Raw genomic sequence first — 14,245 nt, 5'->3', positions numbered from 1 at the left:
TCATGCACTGAGAATCGCTTCATATCACTTCCGAACTCTACCGGTTCCGATGTCGCCGCCCCGTGATGCGAGTGCGGCGCGTGTCTGCTCGCGGTCGTCGAAGTCGTGGACGACCCCGGCGATCTCCTGTCCCGTCTCGTGGCCCTTGCCCGCGATGACGAGGGTGCCGCCGGGCCCGGCGGCCGCGATCCCCGCGGCGATCGCCTCGGCGCGCGGGCCGATCTCGTGGACGGCGTCCGCGGCGGCCCGGGCGGTGCCGTCCGCGCGGGCGTCGGCCACCCCGGCGAGGACGGCGGCGCGGATCGCGGCGGGGTCCTCGCTGCGCGGGTTGTCGTCGGTGACGATGACGACGTCGGCCTCGCGCGCCGCCGCCCGGCCCATCGCCGCGCGCTTGCCGCGATCGCGGTCCCCGCCGGCGCCGAGCACGATCGCGAGCCGGCCGGCCCCCGCATCGAGCCCGGCGAGCACCTGGGCGATCGCGTCCGGGGTGTGGGAGTAGTCGACGATGACGCGCGGGTCCGCCGGGTGCACGACCTCCATTCGGCCGGGCACGGGCGCGGTGAACTCGAGCGCGGGGCCGGCGAGCTCGGCCGGGTCGACCCCGGCGGCGATCAGCATCGCGAGGGCGAGCGCGGTGTTGAGGACGTTGAAGGCGCCGGGCAGCGGGGAGCGGGCGCGCAGCTCGACGCCGTCGCCGCGCAGCGTGAACTCCCCGCCGGACTCCTCGGCGACGAGCCAGTCGGGGGCGTCGGCGGCCTCGCGGCTGATCGTCGTCACCGGGATCGGGGACTCCGCGGCGAGCCGGCGCGCCCAGTCGTCGGCGAGGACGACGACGCCGGAGTCGGCGAAGTCGGGGGTGAAGAGCTCGGCCTTGGCCCGGAAGTACTCCTCCATCGAGCCGTGGAAGTCGAGGTGGTCCTGGGACAGGTTGGTGAAGCCGACGACCCGGAAGCGGGCGCCGTCGACGCGGTGCTGGCTCAGCGCGTGGGAGGACACCTCCATCGCGCAGGTGTCGACGCCGGCGGCGCGCATCCGGGCGAAGAGCGCGTGGAGGTCGGGGGCCTCCGGGGTGGTGCGCACGGCGGACTGGCGCTGCCCGGCGATGAGGGTGGCCACGGTGCCGATGACGCCGGTGGTGCGGCCGAGCGCGGTGAGCAGGCCGTTGAGCATGTAGGTCGTCGTCGTCTTGCCGTTCGTGCCGGTGATGCCGAGCAGCTGCGGGTCGTCCGGGTCGGTGCCGTGGATCCGGGCGGCGATCGCGCCGAGGTGGGCGCGCGGCCGCTCGACGACGAGCACCGTGGCCTCGTCGAGCACCGCCGTGGTCCCCGCCTCGGCGAGGGCGGTGCGGATGAGCTCGAGGCCGTCCGGATCGGTGAGGACGGCGCGCACGCCGCGGGCGAGCACCTCGGGGACGAACCGGGCGCCGTGGACGTTCGCGCCCGGCAGCGCGGCGTAGAGCTCACCGGGGGCGACGGCGCGGGAGTCGAGCGACGCCCCGGTCACGGAGCGCTGCGGGTCGCCGAGGACGCGCACGTCCGGGGAGAGTCCGAGGTCGGCGATCTGCATCAGTTCCATTCCTCCGGGGGGAGTTCGGGGTCGGTGGTCGAGGGCGGGACCCGCAGGTGGCGCAGGGTGAATCCGGCGACGTCGGAGAACACGGGTGCCGCAGCCGATCCACCGTAGTAGCCCTTGCGCGGTCGCTGCAAGGTCACCGACACCGCGATGCGCGGGTCCTCGATCGGGGCGACGCCGACGAACGAGGCGGTGTAGCCGTCGTAGCCGCCGCCGGAGTCCGCCGGGGCCTGCGAGGTGCCGGTCTTGCCGCCCACCCGGTAGCCCGGCACCGCGGCGTTCTCGCCGGTGCCCTCGACGACGGTGGCCTCGAGCATGCTGAGCACCTGCGCGGAGGTGTCCTCGGACACCACGCGGGTGCCGGTGCCCTGCGGGACCGGGGTGACCGTGCCGGAGTCGTCGACCATGCCGGACACGAGCTGCAGCGGCATCCGCACTCCCCCGTTGGCGACCGTCGCGAACGCCGAGGTCGTCTGCAGGGCGGTGCCGGACATGCCCTGCCCGAACATCACCGTGTACTTCGTGCGGCCGTCCCAGTCCTCGTAGGGGTGGAGGATGCCGCCGGTCGAGCCGGGGAACTCGATCCCGGAGGCCTGGCCGAACCCGAAGTCGCGCATGTAGTCGTAGCGCTGCTCGAGTGAGAGCTTGTCCCCGGCGAGGATGGTGCCGGTGTTCGAGGAGTTCATGAGGATCCCGGCGAAGGTCAGCTGCTGGTCCGCATGCTCGCTCGAGTCGCGGAACTCCTCGTCGTTGGGTGCCGTCCAGCGGTCGGGGACGGTGAATTCCGTGGTCGGTGTGACGAGGCCCTCCTCGATGAGGGCGGCGGCGGTGATCATCTTCGCCGTCGACCCGGGCTCGAACATGCCGGTGAAGATCCGCGAGCCGCGGTCCTCGGCGTCGACGGCACCGGGATCGTTGGGGTCGACGCTCGGGGCCTCGGCGGCGGCGAGGATCCGGCCGGTGCCGACCTCCTCGATGACGACGGAGGCCCATTCGGCGTCGTGCTTCTCCGCCTGGTCGGCGATCGCCTGCTGCGCGTAGTACTGGATGGTGGGGTCGATGGTGAGCTGGAGCCCGGTGCCGTTGCGGGCCGGCACGAGGTTGGAGTCGCCGAGCGGGATCATGTCCCCGGCGAGCCCGCGCTCGTACTGCTGCTCGCCGTCGCGGCCCTGGAGGGACTCGTCGTACTCGAGCTCGAGGCCGGCGAGCGCCTGGCCGTCGGAGCCGGTGAAGCCCATGAGGTTGCCGCCCACGGCACCGGCCGGGTAGGTGCGGATGGAGTACTCCTCCATGCTCACGCCGGGGATGTCGAGGGCGTCGATCTCGTTCCACACCTCGCTCGTGAGGCCCTCGGCGACGGGGTTCCACAGCTTGTCCCCGGCGAGCTCGGGCAGGAGCAGGCCGGGGTCGGTGTCGAGCGGGCCGGCCATCGCCTGGGCCGCGCCCCACGCGCCCACGAGCTCGCCGTCGGCGTTCTCGTAGCGGGCGATGTTCTGCTGGTCGACGACGACGCGGTAGCGCATCGCGTTGTCCGCGAGCACGGTGCCGTCGGCGGCGGTGATGACGCCGCGGGCGGCGGGCAGCGGCTTGGACACGAGGCGCGAGTCGAGCGCCTCCTGCGCGAGCCGCATCGTGTCCATCCCCTGGATCGCGACGAGCCGGCCGGCGAGCAGCAGCAGGACGGCGAGCGAGGCGACGACGAGCCAAGCCATGCGGCGGCGCGGATCCGGCGGACCGCTGCGCTTCGGGCCGCGGCGGAACAGGCCGGGCCGGCGCGCGCCGGCGGTGCCCTGCTTATCGGCGCCCTGCTGACGAGTGCCGGTCTTCCCGGTGCCGGTCCTCCCGGCGGGCCGGCGGGCGGAGGACTGCGAGGAACGGCTGCGGGGCGGGGTCACCGTGGGCATCCACCTTCCTCACTTTCCTCATCGCACTGCTCGGGTCACTCGGGCCTCATCGGGGGCTGCGCTGGCTCGGGGCGGAGATGTCGGACGATCCCCCTCCGACCGCCGGCAGCGTCTCATCCGATCGTAGGTTCGGACGGACGTCTCCCCGGGCATCGGCACGCGGGCCGGGCACGGTTGAGGGATTTCGCAGGGTGTTCCCCGGCACGCTGCCCGGGGAGAGCACCTCGCCGTCGGAGAGCCGGATGTACTCCGGGGTGAGATCGCGGGTCATCCCGAGCTCCTCGGCGGCCGCCGCGATGTTCTGCGGGCTCTCCCGGTAGGAGATGTCCTCGGTCAGCCGGTCGCGCTCCTCGTGGAGGCGGGCCTGCTCGGCGGTGAGCTGCTCGACCCGGTAGGTGCTGTGGGAGATCGTGATGTTGAGGAGGAGCACGCCGAGGATGCCGAGCACGATGATGCCGACGCAGATCACGGAGAACGGCATCCGGCGCCGTGCGGCCTGCGGGACGACGAGCCGGAGGCGCGAGATCTCCGCGTCGCGCAGCGGGGTGGCCGCGCGCTTGCGGGCCGGAGCGGTGTGGACGGCCTGGGCGAGTGGACTCATGGTGCCGGCTCCCTCGTCTTGCTCACGGCCCGCAGGCGCACGCTCGCGGCCCGCGGGTTGGATTCGGTCTCCGCGGCGTCGGCCTTCTCCGCGCCGCGGGTGATCTCGCACAGCCAGGGCTGCAGGTGGTCGGGGACGACGGGCAGCTCCGGGGGTGCCGCGGCGGTGGTCCCGGCCTTGAAGATCCGCTTGACGATGATGTCCTCGAGCGACTGGTAGGACTCGACGACGGCCACTCCCCCGACGTGGAGCAGGTCGAGCACCGCCGGGAGCGCGACCTCGAGGATCGCGAGCTCGCGGTTGACCTCGATGCGCAGCGCCTGGAAGGTCCGCTTGGCCGGGTGCGAGCGCTTGCGCGCGCCCTTGGGCTCGGGGATCACCCGCTGGAGCATCGCGGCGAGCTGCTCGGAGGTGGTCCAGGGCCGCTGCTCCCGGTCGGCGACGACGACCCGGGCGATCTTGCGGGCGAAGCGCTCCTCGCCGTACTCGGCGATGATCCGGGCGAGCGCGGCCTCGGAGTACGTGTTGAGGACGTCGGCGGCGGTGAGCGCGTCGTCCGGGTCCATCCGCATGTCGAGCGGGGCCCGGCGGGAGTAGGAGAAGCCGCGCTCGTCCTCGTCGAGCTGGAGGGAGGACACGCCGAGGTCGAACAGGGCTGCGGAGATCGCGTCGAAGCCGTGGTCGGCGAGGGCCGCGGGGATGATGTCGTCGGTCCCGTGGACGGGGACGAAGCGTTCCCCGAACGGGGCCAGACGCTCGCTCGCGATCGCGATCGCCTCGGGGTCGCGGTCGACGCCGAGGAGGACGACGTCCTCGAAGGCTGCGAGCACGCCCTCGCTGTGCCCGCCCATCCCGAGCGTGGCGTCGACGACGACGGGGGTGCGGCCGGCCTCGCGGGCGGCGGCGACGCCGATCCCGAGGAGCTCGACGCAGCGGTCGAGGAGCACGGGGGTGTGACGGTTCTCGACCACGGGCGCCTCCTCTCGGCGTCGGTTCGGACAGTGCTGCGATCTCTCACTCGATCCAGAACCTCGCCCGCCCGTCGCCCTGGCACCGGGGAAGTGTGACAGGACCCGTGGCTTCGGAACCGGGGAAGTATCCCGAAACCTGCGGCGGACGAGGATCTCAACCGAGTGCTCAGATCACTCCGGGAATCACCTCGTCGGTGCGCTCGGCGAATCCCTGCTCCGTTTCGGCCAGGTAGCGCTCCCAGGTGGGGGCGTCCCAGATCTCGACACGGTTGCCCATGCCGATGACCGCGAGGTCGCGGTCGAGCGAGGCGTACTGGCGCAGGATCTGCGGAATGGTGATCCGCCCCTGCTTGTCCGGCTGCTCGGCCGAGGCCCCGGAGAGGAACATGCGCAGATAGTCGCGGGCGTCCTTGCTGGTCATGGGCGCCGCTCGCATCTGCTCGTGGACGGACTCGAACTCCCGGGCGGAGAACAGGGTGAGGCAGTGCTCCTGTCCCCGGGTCAGCACCAGTCCGTTCGCGAGCTCCTCCCGAAACTTCGCGGGCAGGATGAGCCGGCCCTTGTCATCGAGCCGCTGCAGGTGCGTGCCCAAGAACATGCCGTCTCACCCCTTTCGAAACCCGTCGGCTCCGATGCGGCCCACTGTACTCCACTTTCCCCCACGATTTGCCTCAATTTTTCCTGAATGCGCTCTTCAGACCCTGTTTCCCCAGGTCAACCGCGTGGAGGAAAGTGGGGGAAATGTGCTTGAACGTGGTGGGAGCGGGGCGCGACGGGCCTCTCCGGCGGGGTTCGAGGCGCCCGCGGGCCCGGTTTCCCGCCCGGATTCCCGGGGCGGTGGGTCGCCGGGGAGGGGAGTGGGGGGGCGGACGTGGAGGGAAGTGGGGAGGGTGGTGGAGCGCGGTGGGGCGGGCGCCTCGGGAGGGGGGTCGATCACCTTCCGGCGGGCGCCTCGGGAGGGGTGGGGAGGGATGTGGATCCGGCCCGAGGTGGAGCGCGGCGGCCGGGTGCGCGACAATGGACGAATGAGCTATCCGAGCGAATCCGACCAGCCCACCTCGCGCCGCGCCGCCCGCACCGGCGGGTACCCCCAGGTCGCCGCCCAGCAGCCAGCCGCGGCCGGCGGGGACTCCCGCCTCATGGCGGGCACCGGGGTCGGCTCCCAGTCGACCGATCCCGCCCTGTCGCAGGTCCAGCAGATCGCCGGCCAGGCCCGCCAGGCGATGAACTCCGTGCTCGAGGGCAAGGACCACGCCGTCCGGCTCGCGCTCATCACGCTGCTCGCCGGCGGCCACCTGCTGCTCGAGGACGTGCCCGGCGTGGGCAAGACGCTGCTGGCGAAGTCGCTCGGCCGCGTCGTCGACGGCTCGGTGCGCCGGATCCAGTTCACCCCGGACCTGCTGCCCTCCGACGTGCTCGGCGTCAACCTCTTCAACCAGGAGTCGCGGCACTTCGAGTTCCGGCCCGGCCCGGTGTTCGCGAACATCGTCATCGCCGACGAGATCAACCGCGCCTCCCCCAAGACGCAGTCGGCGATGCTCGAGTGCATGGCCGAATCGCAGGCGAGCATCGACGGCACGACTTACCGGATGCCCGACCCGTTCATGGTCGTCGCCACCCAGAACCCCATCGACATGGAGGGCACGTACAGCCTGCCCGAGGCGCAGCGCGACCGCTTCATGGCCCGGATCTCGATCGGCTACCCGAGCGCCCAGGCGGAGGTCGACATGCTCGACCACCACGTCGACCACGACCCGCTCGCCGGCCTCGCGGCGGTGACGAGCCTCGAGTCGATCATGCAGGCGCGCGACACCGTGCGCCGCATCACCGCCACCCCGGAGCTGCGGACCTACATCGTGTCGCTCCTCGAGGCCACCCGCCGCGACCCCGCGGTGGCGCTCGGCGCCTCGCCCCGCGGCGGAGTCCAGCTGCTCCGCGCGGCGAAGGCGCTCGCCGTCCTCAGCGGCCGCTCCTACGTCACCCCCGACGACGTCCAGTCGCTCGCCGTCGACGTCCTCGCCCACCGCGTCATCGCGAAGGACGACGACGATCCGCAGGCGTCGGCGGACATCGTGTCCCAGGTCGTGTCGCGCACCCCCGTGCACTGATGCGCCTCACCACCGCGGGGATCGTCTTCACCCTGGCCGGCATCACGCTGTGCGTGGCGGCCTACCGGTTCTCCCTGCCCGGCCTGCTGCCGGCGGGGATCCTGCTCCTCGGGCTCGTGCTGCTCAGCGTCGTCCTCGCCTTCTTCTCCGGCGCCCGGCTCGCCGCCGTGCTCGACGCGCGCACCCGCCGGGTCGACGGCGTGCCCGTCGCCGAGGTCGGCGCACCGCTCGACCTGCGCGCCGCCCTGACCAACCGGACCCCGCTGTCGCTCGGCGCCTTCGAGGTCGAGTTCGTCCCCCGGGAGGGGTTCGGCGAGACGCGCGGTCTGCGGATCCCCGGCATGGACCCCGGCGGCACGATCACCATCGACGCCGACTTCGCCCCCGACCGGCGCGGGATGTCCGGGCTGCAGGCGGTGAAGTCCGTCATCGACGGGCCGTTCGGCCTGTGCAGCGTGACGAAGACGGTCCACCGGGAGTTCCCGGTCGCCGTGTCGACCCCGATCCAGCGCGTCGGCCTGCCCGTGTCGGCCGGGATCGCCCGGCCGATGAGCGACAGCCCGCAGGTGGTGCGCGGGGACACGAGCCGCGACTTCCACACCCGCGAGTACGTCCCCGGCGACGATCTCCGCCACATCCACTGGGCCTCGACCGCCCGGGTGGGCGAGCTCATGGTCCGGCAGGAGGCCGAGGAGGAGACGCCCTTCGCCGCGGTCGTCCTCGACACCGCCGGCCTCACTGCCGGCGACCACCCGACCGAGGTGCTGATCTCCGGGGCGGCCTCCCTGACGACCGCCTATCTGCGCGCCGGGTACGACGTCCTGTTCTACGCCGAGGGCCGCCGCGAGGTGCTGTCCGGGCGCCGCGGCGAGGACCGGCTGCGGCTTCTCACCGCCCGCTACGCCGCCGGCGGGACGGAGCTGCCCGGCGAGCTCGGCCGGCTCGGCTCCGTGGTCGCCGCGATCGTGTGCGCCCCCTCCCCCGCCCGCGCCGACGAGATCGCCGGCCACCTGCCGCGCAAGACCTCCGTCCGCCGGCTCACCGCAGACGAGGTAGCGGACTCCGCAGGGCTCGACTCCGAGCTGTTCGGGCACCGCCTCGCGCTGCCGGAGTCCTGGACGCGCCGCACCCGAAGGAGCCGCCGATGACCGCCGCGCCCGCAGCGGCCGGGACCGCCCCGCGCACCCCGCCGATCCTCCTGCCCGCGCTCCTCGTGCTGCTCGCGATGACCCTCGCCGCGGTGAGCATGACCGCGGTGTTCACCGACACCGTGTGGCTCGTCCAGGTCCTCGCGATGACCGCGGTCGTGCTCCTCACCGGTGCGGTGTTCCGCGCCGTGCCCGCGCTGCGCGCCACCGGGATGACGGTGATCGCCCAGTTCGTCGTCGCGGCGCTCGCCGCCGTCTACCTCTGCGTCCCGGAGACGCTCACCGCCGGGGTGGTGCCGAGCGGCTCCTCGTTCGGCCATCTGTTCGCCCAGCTCGCCGCCGGCATCGACGACATCTACAGCACCACCGCCCCGGCGCAGAGCACCCCGGGCTTCCGGACGATCCTCACCGTCGGCTTCGGGCTCATCACCATGCTCATCGACGGCCTCGTGTCCGACATCCGGGCGCCCAAGGTCGCCGGCATCCTGCTGCTCCTCGTCTACATCATCCCGGTGCTCCTCGCTCCGCGGGAGCTGCGCTGGTGGCACTTCGCGGTCATCGCCGCGGCCTTCCTCCTCCTCATGCTCTCGAGCTATGTGGGATCAGTGCATCTGCGCTCCCCCGCGACCGCGATCACCGCCGGCGCGCTCGCGCTCGCGCTCGGCGTCGGCCTGCCGGTGCTCCTGCCCGACATCGCGGTGCGGCCCGACCAGCCGGTCAACGCGCAGGGCGACCTCACGGTGATCAACCCGTTCCTCGACCTCAAACAGGACCTCAACACCGACGACGACTCGATGGCGTTCACGTACACCACCGACGACCCGCTCGCCCCGCCGATCCGGCTGACCTCGGTGAGCGACTTCGACGGGACCACGTGGATGCCCGCGGAGTTCGACCTCGACCCCTTCGCCGTCGCGGTCGACGGGATGCCGAGCGCCCCCGGCGTGTCCGCCGACACCCGCACCGCCGAGCGGCGCACCGACATCAGCATCGTCGACCTCGACCAGCAGCACCTGCCGGCGCCCTACGCCCCGCAGTCCGTCGACGGCGTGTCCCGGCGCTGGATCTACGACGCGCAGACGCTGACGATCGTCGGCAACGGCGAGATCACCGCCGGTGCGCAGTACGGCGTCGACTACCTCTCCGTCGAACCCACCGCCGAGGCGCTGCGTGAGGCCGGGCCGGTGTCCGCGACGGAGTTCGAGGACCTGCTCGCACTGCCGCAGGACACTCCGCAGATCATCGCCGACACCGCCGACCAGGTCACCGCGGGCTCGGAGAACGAGTGGGAGAAGGCCGTCGCGCTCCAGGAGTACTTCCACTCCGGCGAGTTCACCTACTCCACCGATGCACCCGAGGAGGCCTCCGGCGACGTGCTCGCGGACTTCCTCGAGGACAAGCAGGGCTACTGCGTCCAGTTCTCCGGGGCGATGACCGCGATGGCCCGCTCGCTCGGCATCCCGGCGCGGATCGGCGTCGGCTTCACCGGCGGCACCGCGACCGGCGAGGGCGCCTACGAGGTGCGCATCAACCAGGCCCACGCCTGGCCCGAGCTGTGGTTCGAGGGCACCGGCTGGGTGCGCTTCGAGCCCACCCCGGGCGGACCAGCCGGCACTCCCCCGCCGTGGACCGAGGCCGGCGGCTCCGACGAGCCGGAGGAGACCGCCTCGCCCGAGCCCACCGAGGAGCCGACGACCGAGGAGCCGGACTCCGGCACCGAGGACGCCGGTGAGCCGACCGCCGAGGCAACCGAGGACACCACCGGCGGCGACGCCGCCTCGTCCGGCCCCTCCTGGCCGCTCATCGTCCTCCTCGTCGCGCTCGCCCTCGTCCTCCTCGCGCTCCCGGCGCTGCTGCGGCTGCTCGCCGCCGGCCGTCGCCTGCGCGATCCGCTCGACCCCGAGCGGGTGTGGGAGGAGATCCGCGCGCTCGCCCGCGACCACGGGATGCCGCTGTCGCCGGCGATCACGGTGCGCGAGCACCTCGAGCGGCTCGGGGAGCTCGTCCCGGGCCCCGAGCGCGAGGGGCTCGCGGAGATCGGCCGGGCGGTCGACGAGTCCCGGTACGCCGGGGCCGTGCGCACCGAGCTCGACGGCGCCCGGGTGCGCTCGACGCTCGGCGCCCTGCGCGAAGGGCTGCGGAAGCAGGCCGGCGCCGCGGCGGGGGTGCGCGCGCGCCTGTGGCCGGCGAGCGTCTTCGGCCTCCGCTGACCCGAGGTCCGCGCTCCCGTCGAGCTGTCATTCATGCTCGATCCCTCCGTCGAACTGCCGTTCGTGCTCGATTCCCGGCCCGGATCTCGAGCAGGAACGGCAGGTCGACGGCATGGGTGAGCAGAAATGGCAGGTCGACGGACCTCGGCGCGCTCGGGCACAGGCGGCAGGTCGACGGAGTGGCCGGGCGACCAAGGGCACGACGCGGATCGGCCCCGGACGGGTGTCCGGGGCCGATCCGTGTCCGCGTGGTGCTCGGGTCAGGGGTCGCGGTTGATCATTCGTCGCGGCGGCGCTTGTCCCAGCGGTCCTCGAGGCGATCCATGAAGCCGCCGTTCGCGCCGCCGGCGGCGCTCTTCGCCCTACCCGGCGCACGGGTCGTGGAATCGGCGGCGCCGGTGGGCGCCGCGGACGGGGCATCGTTCCCGGCGACCGCCCAATAGCCGCCGAGCACCATGATCGCGAAGCCGATCACCCCGCCGATGACGTTGAAGGGGAGCTCGAAGAGATAGATCGAGGCGACGACCACGGCCGCCCCGGCGATGAGCGCGAGCGCACCGCCGACGAACCGCTTGGCCGAGATCGGCGAGCCGGCTTCGCTGCGCGGCTGCGTGATGTTCTGGGCGAAGCGGGGGTCCTCGCTGCGCAGTTGCTTCTCGAGCTGATCGAGCAGCTGTTGTTCATGGTCCGAAAGCGGCATGCCGGCCCCCTAGTGCACACGCGGAAAACTGAGTATCCCCATCATAGTCCGCCGACGCCGAGTTGGACATCCGGCCGCAGCCATTGGTCGGAATCTCTGACGAACCACTCAGCCTCCCCGGTCGCGCTTCCTCCGCATCAAGGATGCTTGGCTGATCGCCGCGCTCCCGAACCGCTGTCGCACGGCGTCGAGGGCGAGTTCGGCCTCGCGCGGCGAGTGCTCGGGCTCGTCGAGCGTGGACTGGCGCCCGGCGGCGGAGATGTCGACGAGGTCGGCGGCCCGCAGCCCGAGCAGCCGCACCGGCTGCGCGTGCGCCTCGCGGAGCCGGTGGAGGGCCGGCAGCAGCGCCTCGTGGAGCTCGGTGGCGACGTCGGACGGGGCGGCGAGCGTGACCGAGCGGGAGAAGGTGGTGAAGTCCGCCAGCCGGTACTTGAGCCCGACGACCGCCGCCGCCTTGCCCTCGCCGCGCAGGCGGGAGGCCACGGTGTCGGCGAGCCGGAGCAGCTCGAGCTCGAGCACTGCGGGGTCCGCGACGTCGTGCGGGAAGGTGTGCTCGCCGCTGATCGTGTGGTCCCGCGCGGAGCTGTGGACCGTGCGCCCGTCACGGCCGTGGGCGTAGCCGTGGAGCGTGATCCCCGCGGAGCCGAGGATGCGCTGCAGCCAGGCGGGGTCGGCATCGGCGAGCTGGGCGATCTGCCGGATGCCGTAGCGGGCGAGCACCGACTGCGTGCGGGCACCCACCCCGGGCAGCGCCTCGACCGGCATCGGGCGGAGGAAGTCGGCGACCTCGGCGACGGGGACGACGAGCAGACCGTCGGGCTTGGCCCGGGCCGAGGCGAGCTTCGCCACCACCATGCTGTCGGCCGCACCGATCGACGCGGCCAGTCCGGTGCGCTCCCGGATCGCTGCCCGCAGGTCCGCGGCGATGCGCGCGGGGCGGCCGAGCCGGCGCAGCGCGGAGCTCACATCGAGGTAGCCCTCGTCGACGCTGACCTGCGCGTAGTCCTCGGTGACCGTGGACACGACCTCGAACACCTGGCGGGAGAACGCGCCGTAGCGGCCCTTCGAGGGCGGGATCACCGTGGCGTGCGGGCACAGGGCGACCGCCCGGGACATCGGCATCGCCGCGTGGACGCCGTATTCGCGGGCCTCGTAGCTCGCCGACACCACGACCCCGCGGCCGCTGCGACCGCCGACGATGACTGCGGTGCCGATGAGCTCGGGGCGCTCGAGGAGCTCGACGGACACGAAGAAGGCGTCCATGTCGAGGTGGAGGATCGTGCACCCGGTGTCGTCGGTGCCGAGCGCGGCGAGGTCCCCGCCGGAGCGCGACAGCTGCTTTCGACTCATCTCACCCCTGCCCGGTAAACTCGAGAGCATGATACATCGAATCGCGCTCATGGGCGCCGGACTCGCGACCGCTGCGGCGCTGACCGCCTGCACCGCTCCGGACCCCGTCACGGAGGAGTCCTCTCCCGCGGCGGCCGAGTCCGCCGAGCCGACCGAGGAGGAGCGGACCCCCGGTGTGATGACCACCCAGGGTGCCCTGCTGCCCGATTTCCCGGCCGCGATCGAGCAGCTCCCCGACAGCGAGATCATCTCCTCCTCGCTCGGCACCGTCGACGCCGGGGAGGCCGGACAGTCCGCAGATGCATCCGCCCCGGCCGAGGGCGAGGAGGCCCCCGAGGGCGAGGAGGCGCCGGCCGAGCAGGTCAACGCGGCGCTCGTCATGCGCACCGACATGTCCGAGGAGGACATCCTGTCCTTCTACACCGAGTCCCTCGAGGGCCACGGCTTCGCCGCGGTCGGCGAGGCCGGGTCGAAGGACGGCGTGACCACGCAGGCGTTCCACGCCGAGGGCGACGCGCAGACCGTGTCCGTCTCGATCGGCCCCGACCCCGACGACGAGGCGAAGCGCCTCGTGACCGTCGGCGGCGTGGTCGCTCCGTGAGCCGGCTCACCCCACCGGCCGCCGTCATCGAGCGGGTCGACACCGCGCTCGCCGAGTCACTGAGCGCCGCAGCGGACTCCTTCGCCGCGATCTCACCGAGCGCCGCGGAGCTCATCGACCCGATCCGCGAGTTCACCGCGAAGGGCAAGCGGATCCGCGCGCTCATCACCTGGTGGGGCTTCGAGCTCGGCGGCGGCGACGCGGCTGCGGAGCCCGGCATCGCCCGGGTCGCCGCGTCCGTCGAGCTGCTCCATGCCGCAGCCCTCATCCACGACGACATCATCGACGACTCCGACACCCGCCGCGGGCGTCCGGCCGTCCATGCCGCGCACCGCACCGCGCACGCCGAGCGCGGCTGGGCCGGTGACGCCGCCCTCTACGGCACCGGCGCCGGGATCATCGCCGGCGACCTGTGCCTGTCGCTGAGCGAGGAGATCTACAGCTCCGCCGGGCTCTCCCGGCTCGCGGAGCCCGAGGCCGTCCGCCGGCACGACGACTTCCGCCGCGAGGTCATGGTCGGCCAGTTCCTCGACATCCGGCTCCAGGCCGCACCGGTGGAGCCCGCGGACCTCATCGATCGCGCCCGCGAGGTGCTCACCTACAAGTCCGCGAAGTACTCCGTCGAGCACCCGCTCCTGCTCGGTGCCGCGCTCGGCGGCGCGGACGAGGACCAGCTCGCCGCGCTCGCAGAGTTCGGGCTGCCGCTCGGGCGCGCCTTCCAGCTCCGCGACGACGAGCTCGGCGTGTTCGGGGACCCGCAGGTCACCGGCAAGCCCGCCGGGGACGACCTGCGCCAGGGCAAGAAGACCGTGCTCGTCGGCTCCGCCCTCACCCGCCTCGATCCGGACACCGCCGCCTGGTTCGCCGAGCGCCTCGGCGCCGCGGACCTCACCGATGCGGAGATCGGCCGAATGGAGGAGCTGCTGATCTCGACCGGCGCGCTCGCCGCGTTCGAGGAGCAGATTGATGCGGAGACCACCCGCGCGGAGTCCGCGCTCGCCGAGCTCCCGCTCGCCGCGACGGACCGCGCGCTGCTCGAGGCGTACATCCTCCGGCTCACCCGCCGCGCCGCCTGACGCC

12 protein-coding genes are annotated in these 14,245 nt (G+C 72.9%); 5 read left to right on the top strand and 7 right to left on the bottom strand.

The window, feature by feature from the left end; genetic code table 11:
- Nucleotides 1–24 precede the first annotated feature (24 nt).
- The 5 genes from MTQ12_RS13910 to mraZ form a co-directional block, all read right to left on the bottom strand.
- The gene (locus tag MTQ12_RS13910) at nucleotides 25–1,566 is read right to left on the bottom strand and encodes a UDP-N-acetylmuramoyl-L-alanyl-D-glutamate--2,6-diaminopimelate ligase (protein ID WP_247619093.1); all 1,542 of its coding nucleotides are present in this window, start codon (nucleotides 1,564–1,566) and stop codon (nucleotides 25–27) included.
- Nucleotides 1,566–3,476, bottom strand: coding sequence for a penicillin-binding protein 2 (locus tag MTQ12_RS13905; RefSeq protein ID WP_247619092.1), 1,911 nt, complete (start codon nucleotides 3,474–3,476; stop codon nucleotides 1,566–1,568). The genes MTQ12_RS13910 and MTQ12_RS13905 overlap by 1 nt, the downstream gene beginning before the upstream one ends.
- 46 nt (nucleotides 3,477–3,522) lie before the next feature.
- The gene (locus tag MTQ12_RS13900) at nucleotides 3,523–4,077 is read right to left on the bottom strand and encodes a hypothetical protein (protein ID WP_247619091.1); all 555 of its coding nucleotides are present in this window, start codon (nucleotides 4,075–4,077) and stop codon (nucleotides 3,523–3,525) included.
- Nucleotides 4,074–5,048: a 16S rRNA (cytosine(1402)-N(4))-methyltransferase RsmH gene (gene rsmH / locus MTQ12_RS13895; RefSeq protein ID WP_247619090.1), complete on the bottom strand. Its 975-nt coding sequence runs from the start codon at nucleotides 5,046–5,048 to the stop codon at nucleotides 4,074–4,076. The genes MTQ12_RS13900 and rsmH overlap by 4 nt, the downstream gene beginning before the upstream one ends.
- Before the next feature lie 166 nt (nucleotides 5,049–5,214).
- Nucleotides 5,215–5,646 (bottom strand): division/cell wall cluster transcriptional repressor MraZ, encoded by a 432-nt coding sequence (gene mraZ, locus MTQ12_RS13890; protein ID WP_137319962.1) that lies wholly within the window; start codon nucleotides 5,644–5,646, stop codon nucleotides 5,215–5,217.
- Nucleotides 5,647–6,187: 541 nt separating this feature from the next.
- On the opposite strand from mraZ, the gene MTQ12_RS13885 reads away from it, so the two are divergent.
- Genes MTQ12_RS13885 through MTQ12_RS13875 form a run of 3 tightly spaced genes read left to right on the top strand, consistent with a single transcriptional unit; the run spans nucleotide 6,188 to nucleotide 10,514 of the window.
- Nucleotides 6,188–7,156, top strand: coding sequence for a MoxR family ATPase (locus MTQ12_RS13885; protein WP_247619113.1), 969 nt, complete (start codon nucleotides 6,188–6,190; stop codon nucleotides 7,154–7,156).
- Complete coding sequence (locus MTQ12_RS13880) at nucleotides 7,156–8,304, top strand: DUF58 domain-containing protein (protein WP_247619089.1); 1,149 nt, start codon at nucleotides 7,156–7,158, stop codon at nucleotides 8,302–8,304. Before MTQ12_RS13885 ends, MTQ12_RS13880 begins: the two co-directional genes overlap by 1 nt.
- On the top strand, nucleotides 8,301–10,514 hold the full coding sequence (locus tag MTQ12_RS13875) for a DUF3488 and transglutaminase-like domain-containing protein (protein WP_247619088.1): 2,214 nt from the start codon (nucleotides 8,301–8,303) through the stop codon (nucleotides 10,512–10,514). The genes MTQ12_RS13880 and MTQ12_RS13875 overlap by 4 nt, the downstream gene beginning before the upstream one ends.
- A 277-nt stretch (nucleotides 10,515–10,791) precedes the next feature.
- Here the strand turns inward: MTQ12_RS13875 and MTQ12_RS13870 are convergent, their stop codons facing one another.
- Both MTQ12_RS13870 and dinB read right to left on the bottom strand, forming a co-directional pair.
- Nucleotides 10,792–11,214, bottom strand: coding sequence for a DUF3040 domain-containing protein (locus tag MTQ12_RS13870; RefSeq protein WP_247619087.1), 423 nt, complete (start codon nucleotides 11,212–11,214; stop codon nucleotides 10,792–10,794).
- 108 nt (nucleotides 11,215–11,322) lie between these two features.
- Entirely contained in the window at nucleotides 11,323–12,564 is a 1,242-nt protein-coding gene (gene dinB / locus MTQ12_RS13865; protein WP_247619086.1) for a DNA polymerase IV, read from the bottom strand.
- 28 nt (nucleotides 12,565–12,592) lie between these two features.
- On the opposite strand from dinB, the gene MTQ12_RS13860 reads away from it, so the two are divergent.
- Nucleotides 12,593–13,165, top strand: coding sequence for a hypothetical protein (locus tag MTQ12_RS13860; protein WP_137319967.1), 573 nt, complete (start codon nucleotides 12,593–12,595; stop codon nucleotides 13,163–13,165).
- The gene (locus tag MTQ12_RS13855) at nucleotides 13,162–14,241 is read left to right on the top strand and encodes a polyprenyl synthetase family protein (RefSeq protein ID WP_247619085.1); all 1,080 of its coding nucleotides are present in this window, start codon (nucleotides 13,162–13,164) and stop codon (nucleotides 14,239–14,241) included. The genes MTQ12_RS13860 and MTQ12_RS13855 overlap by 4 nt, the downstream gene beginning before the upstream one ends.
- Nucleotides 14,242–14,245: the final 4 nt, after the last annotated feature.

Origin of the sequence: Brevibacterium sp. R8603A2 (assembly GCF_023072605.1) — a bacterium.
Taxonomy (GTDB): Bacteria; Actinomycetota; Actinomycetes; order Actinomycetales; family Brevibacteriaceae; genus Brevibacterium; species Brevibacterium pityocampae.
The sequence above is the reverse complement of the archived record's forward strand: the minus strand, read 5'-3'. Positions and strand labels throughout refer to the sequence as shown.

Excerpts from the sequence above, each read along its gene's own strand:
- MTQ12_RS13910 (WP_247619093.1), bottom strand. The coding sequence starts at position 1,566 with ATGCAGATCGCCGACCTCGGACTCTCCCCGGACGTGCGCGTCCTCGGC.
- MTQ12_RS13905 (WP_247619092.1), bottom strand. The coding sequence starts at position 3,476 with ATGCCCACGGTGACCCCGCCCCGCAGCCGTTCCTCGCAGTCCTCCGCC.
- MTQ12_RS13900 (WP_247619091.1), bottom strand. The coding sequence starts at position 4,077 with ATGAGTCCACTCGCCCAGGCCGTCCACACCGCTCCGGCCCGCAAGCGC.
- mraZ (WP_137319962.1), bottom strand. The coding sequence starts at position 5,646 with ATGTTCTTGGGCACGCACCTGCAGCGGCTCGATGACAAGGGCCGGCTC.
- MTQ12_RS13885 (WP_247619113.1), top strand. The coding sequence starts at position 6,188 with ATGGCGGGCACCGGGGTCGGCTCCCAGTCGACCGATCCCGCCCTGTCG.
- MTQ12_RS13880 (WP_247619089.1), top strand. The coding sequence starts at position 7,156 with ATGCGCCTCACCACCGCGGGGATCGTCTTCACCCTGGCCGGCATCACG.
- MTQ12_RS13875 (WP_247619088.1), top strand. The coding sequence starts at position 8,301 with ATGACCGCCGCGCCCGCAGCGGCCGGGACCGCCCCGCGCACCCCGCCG.
- MTQ12_RS13870 (WP_247619087.1), bottom strand. The coding sequence starts at position 11,214 with ATGCCGCTTTCGGACCATGAACAACAGCTGCTCGATCAGCTCGAGAAG.
- dinB (WP_247619086.1), bottom strand. The coding sequence starts at position 12,564 with ATGAGTCGAAAGCAGCTGTCGCGCTCCGGCGGGGACCTCGCCGCGCTC.
- MTQ12_RS13860 (WP_137319967.1), top strand. The coding sequence starts at position 12,593 with ATGATACATCGAATCGCGCTCATGGGCGCCGGACTCGCGACCGCTGCG.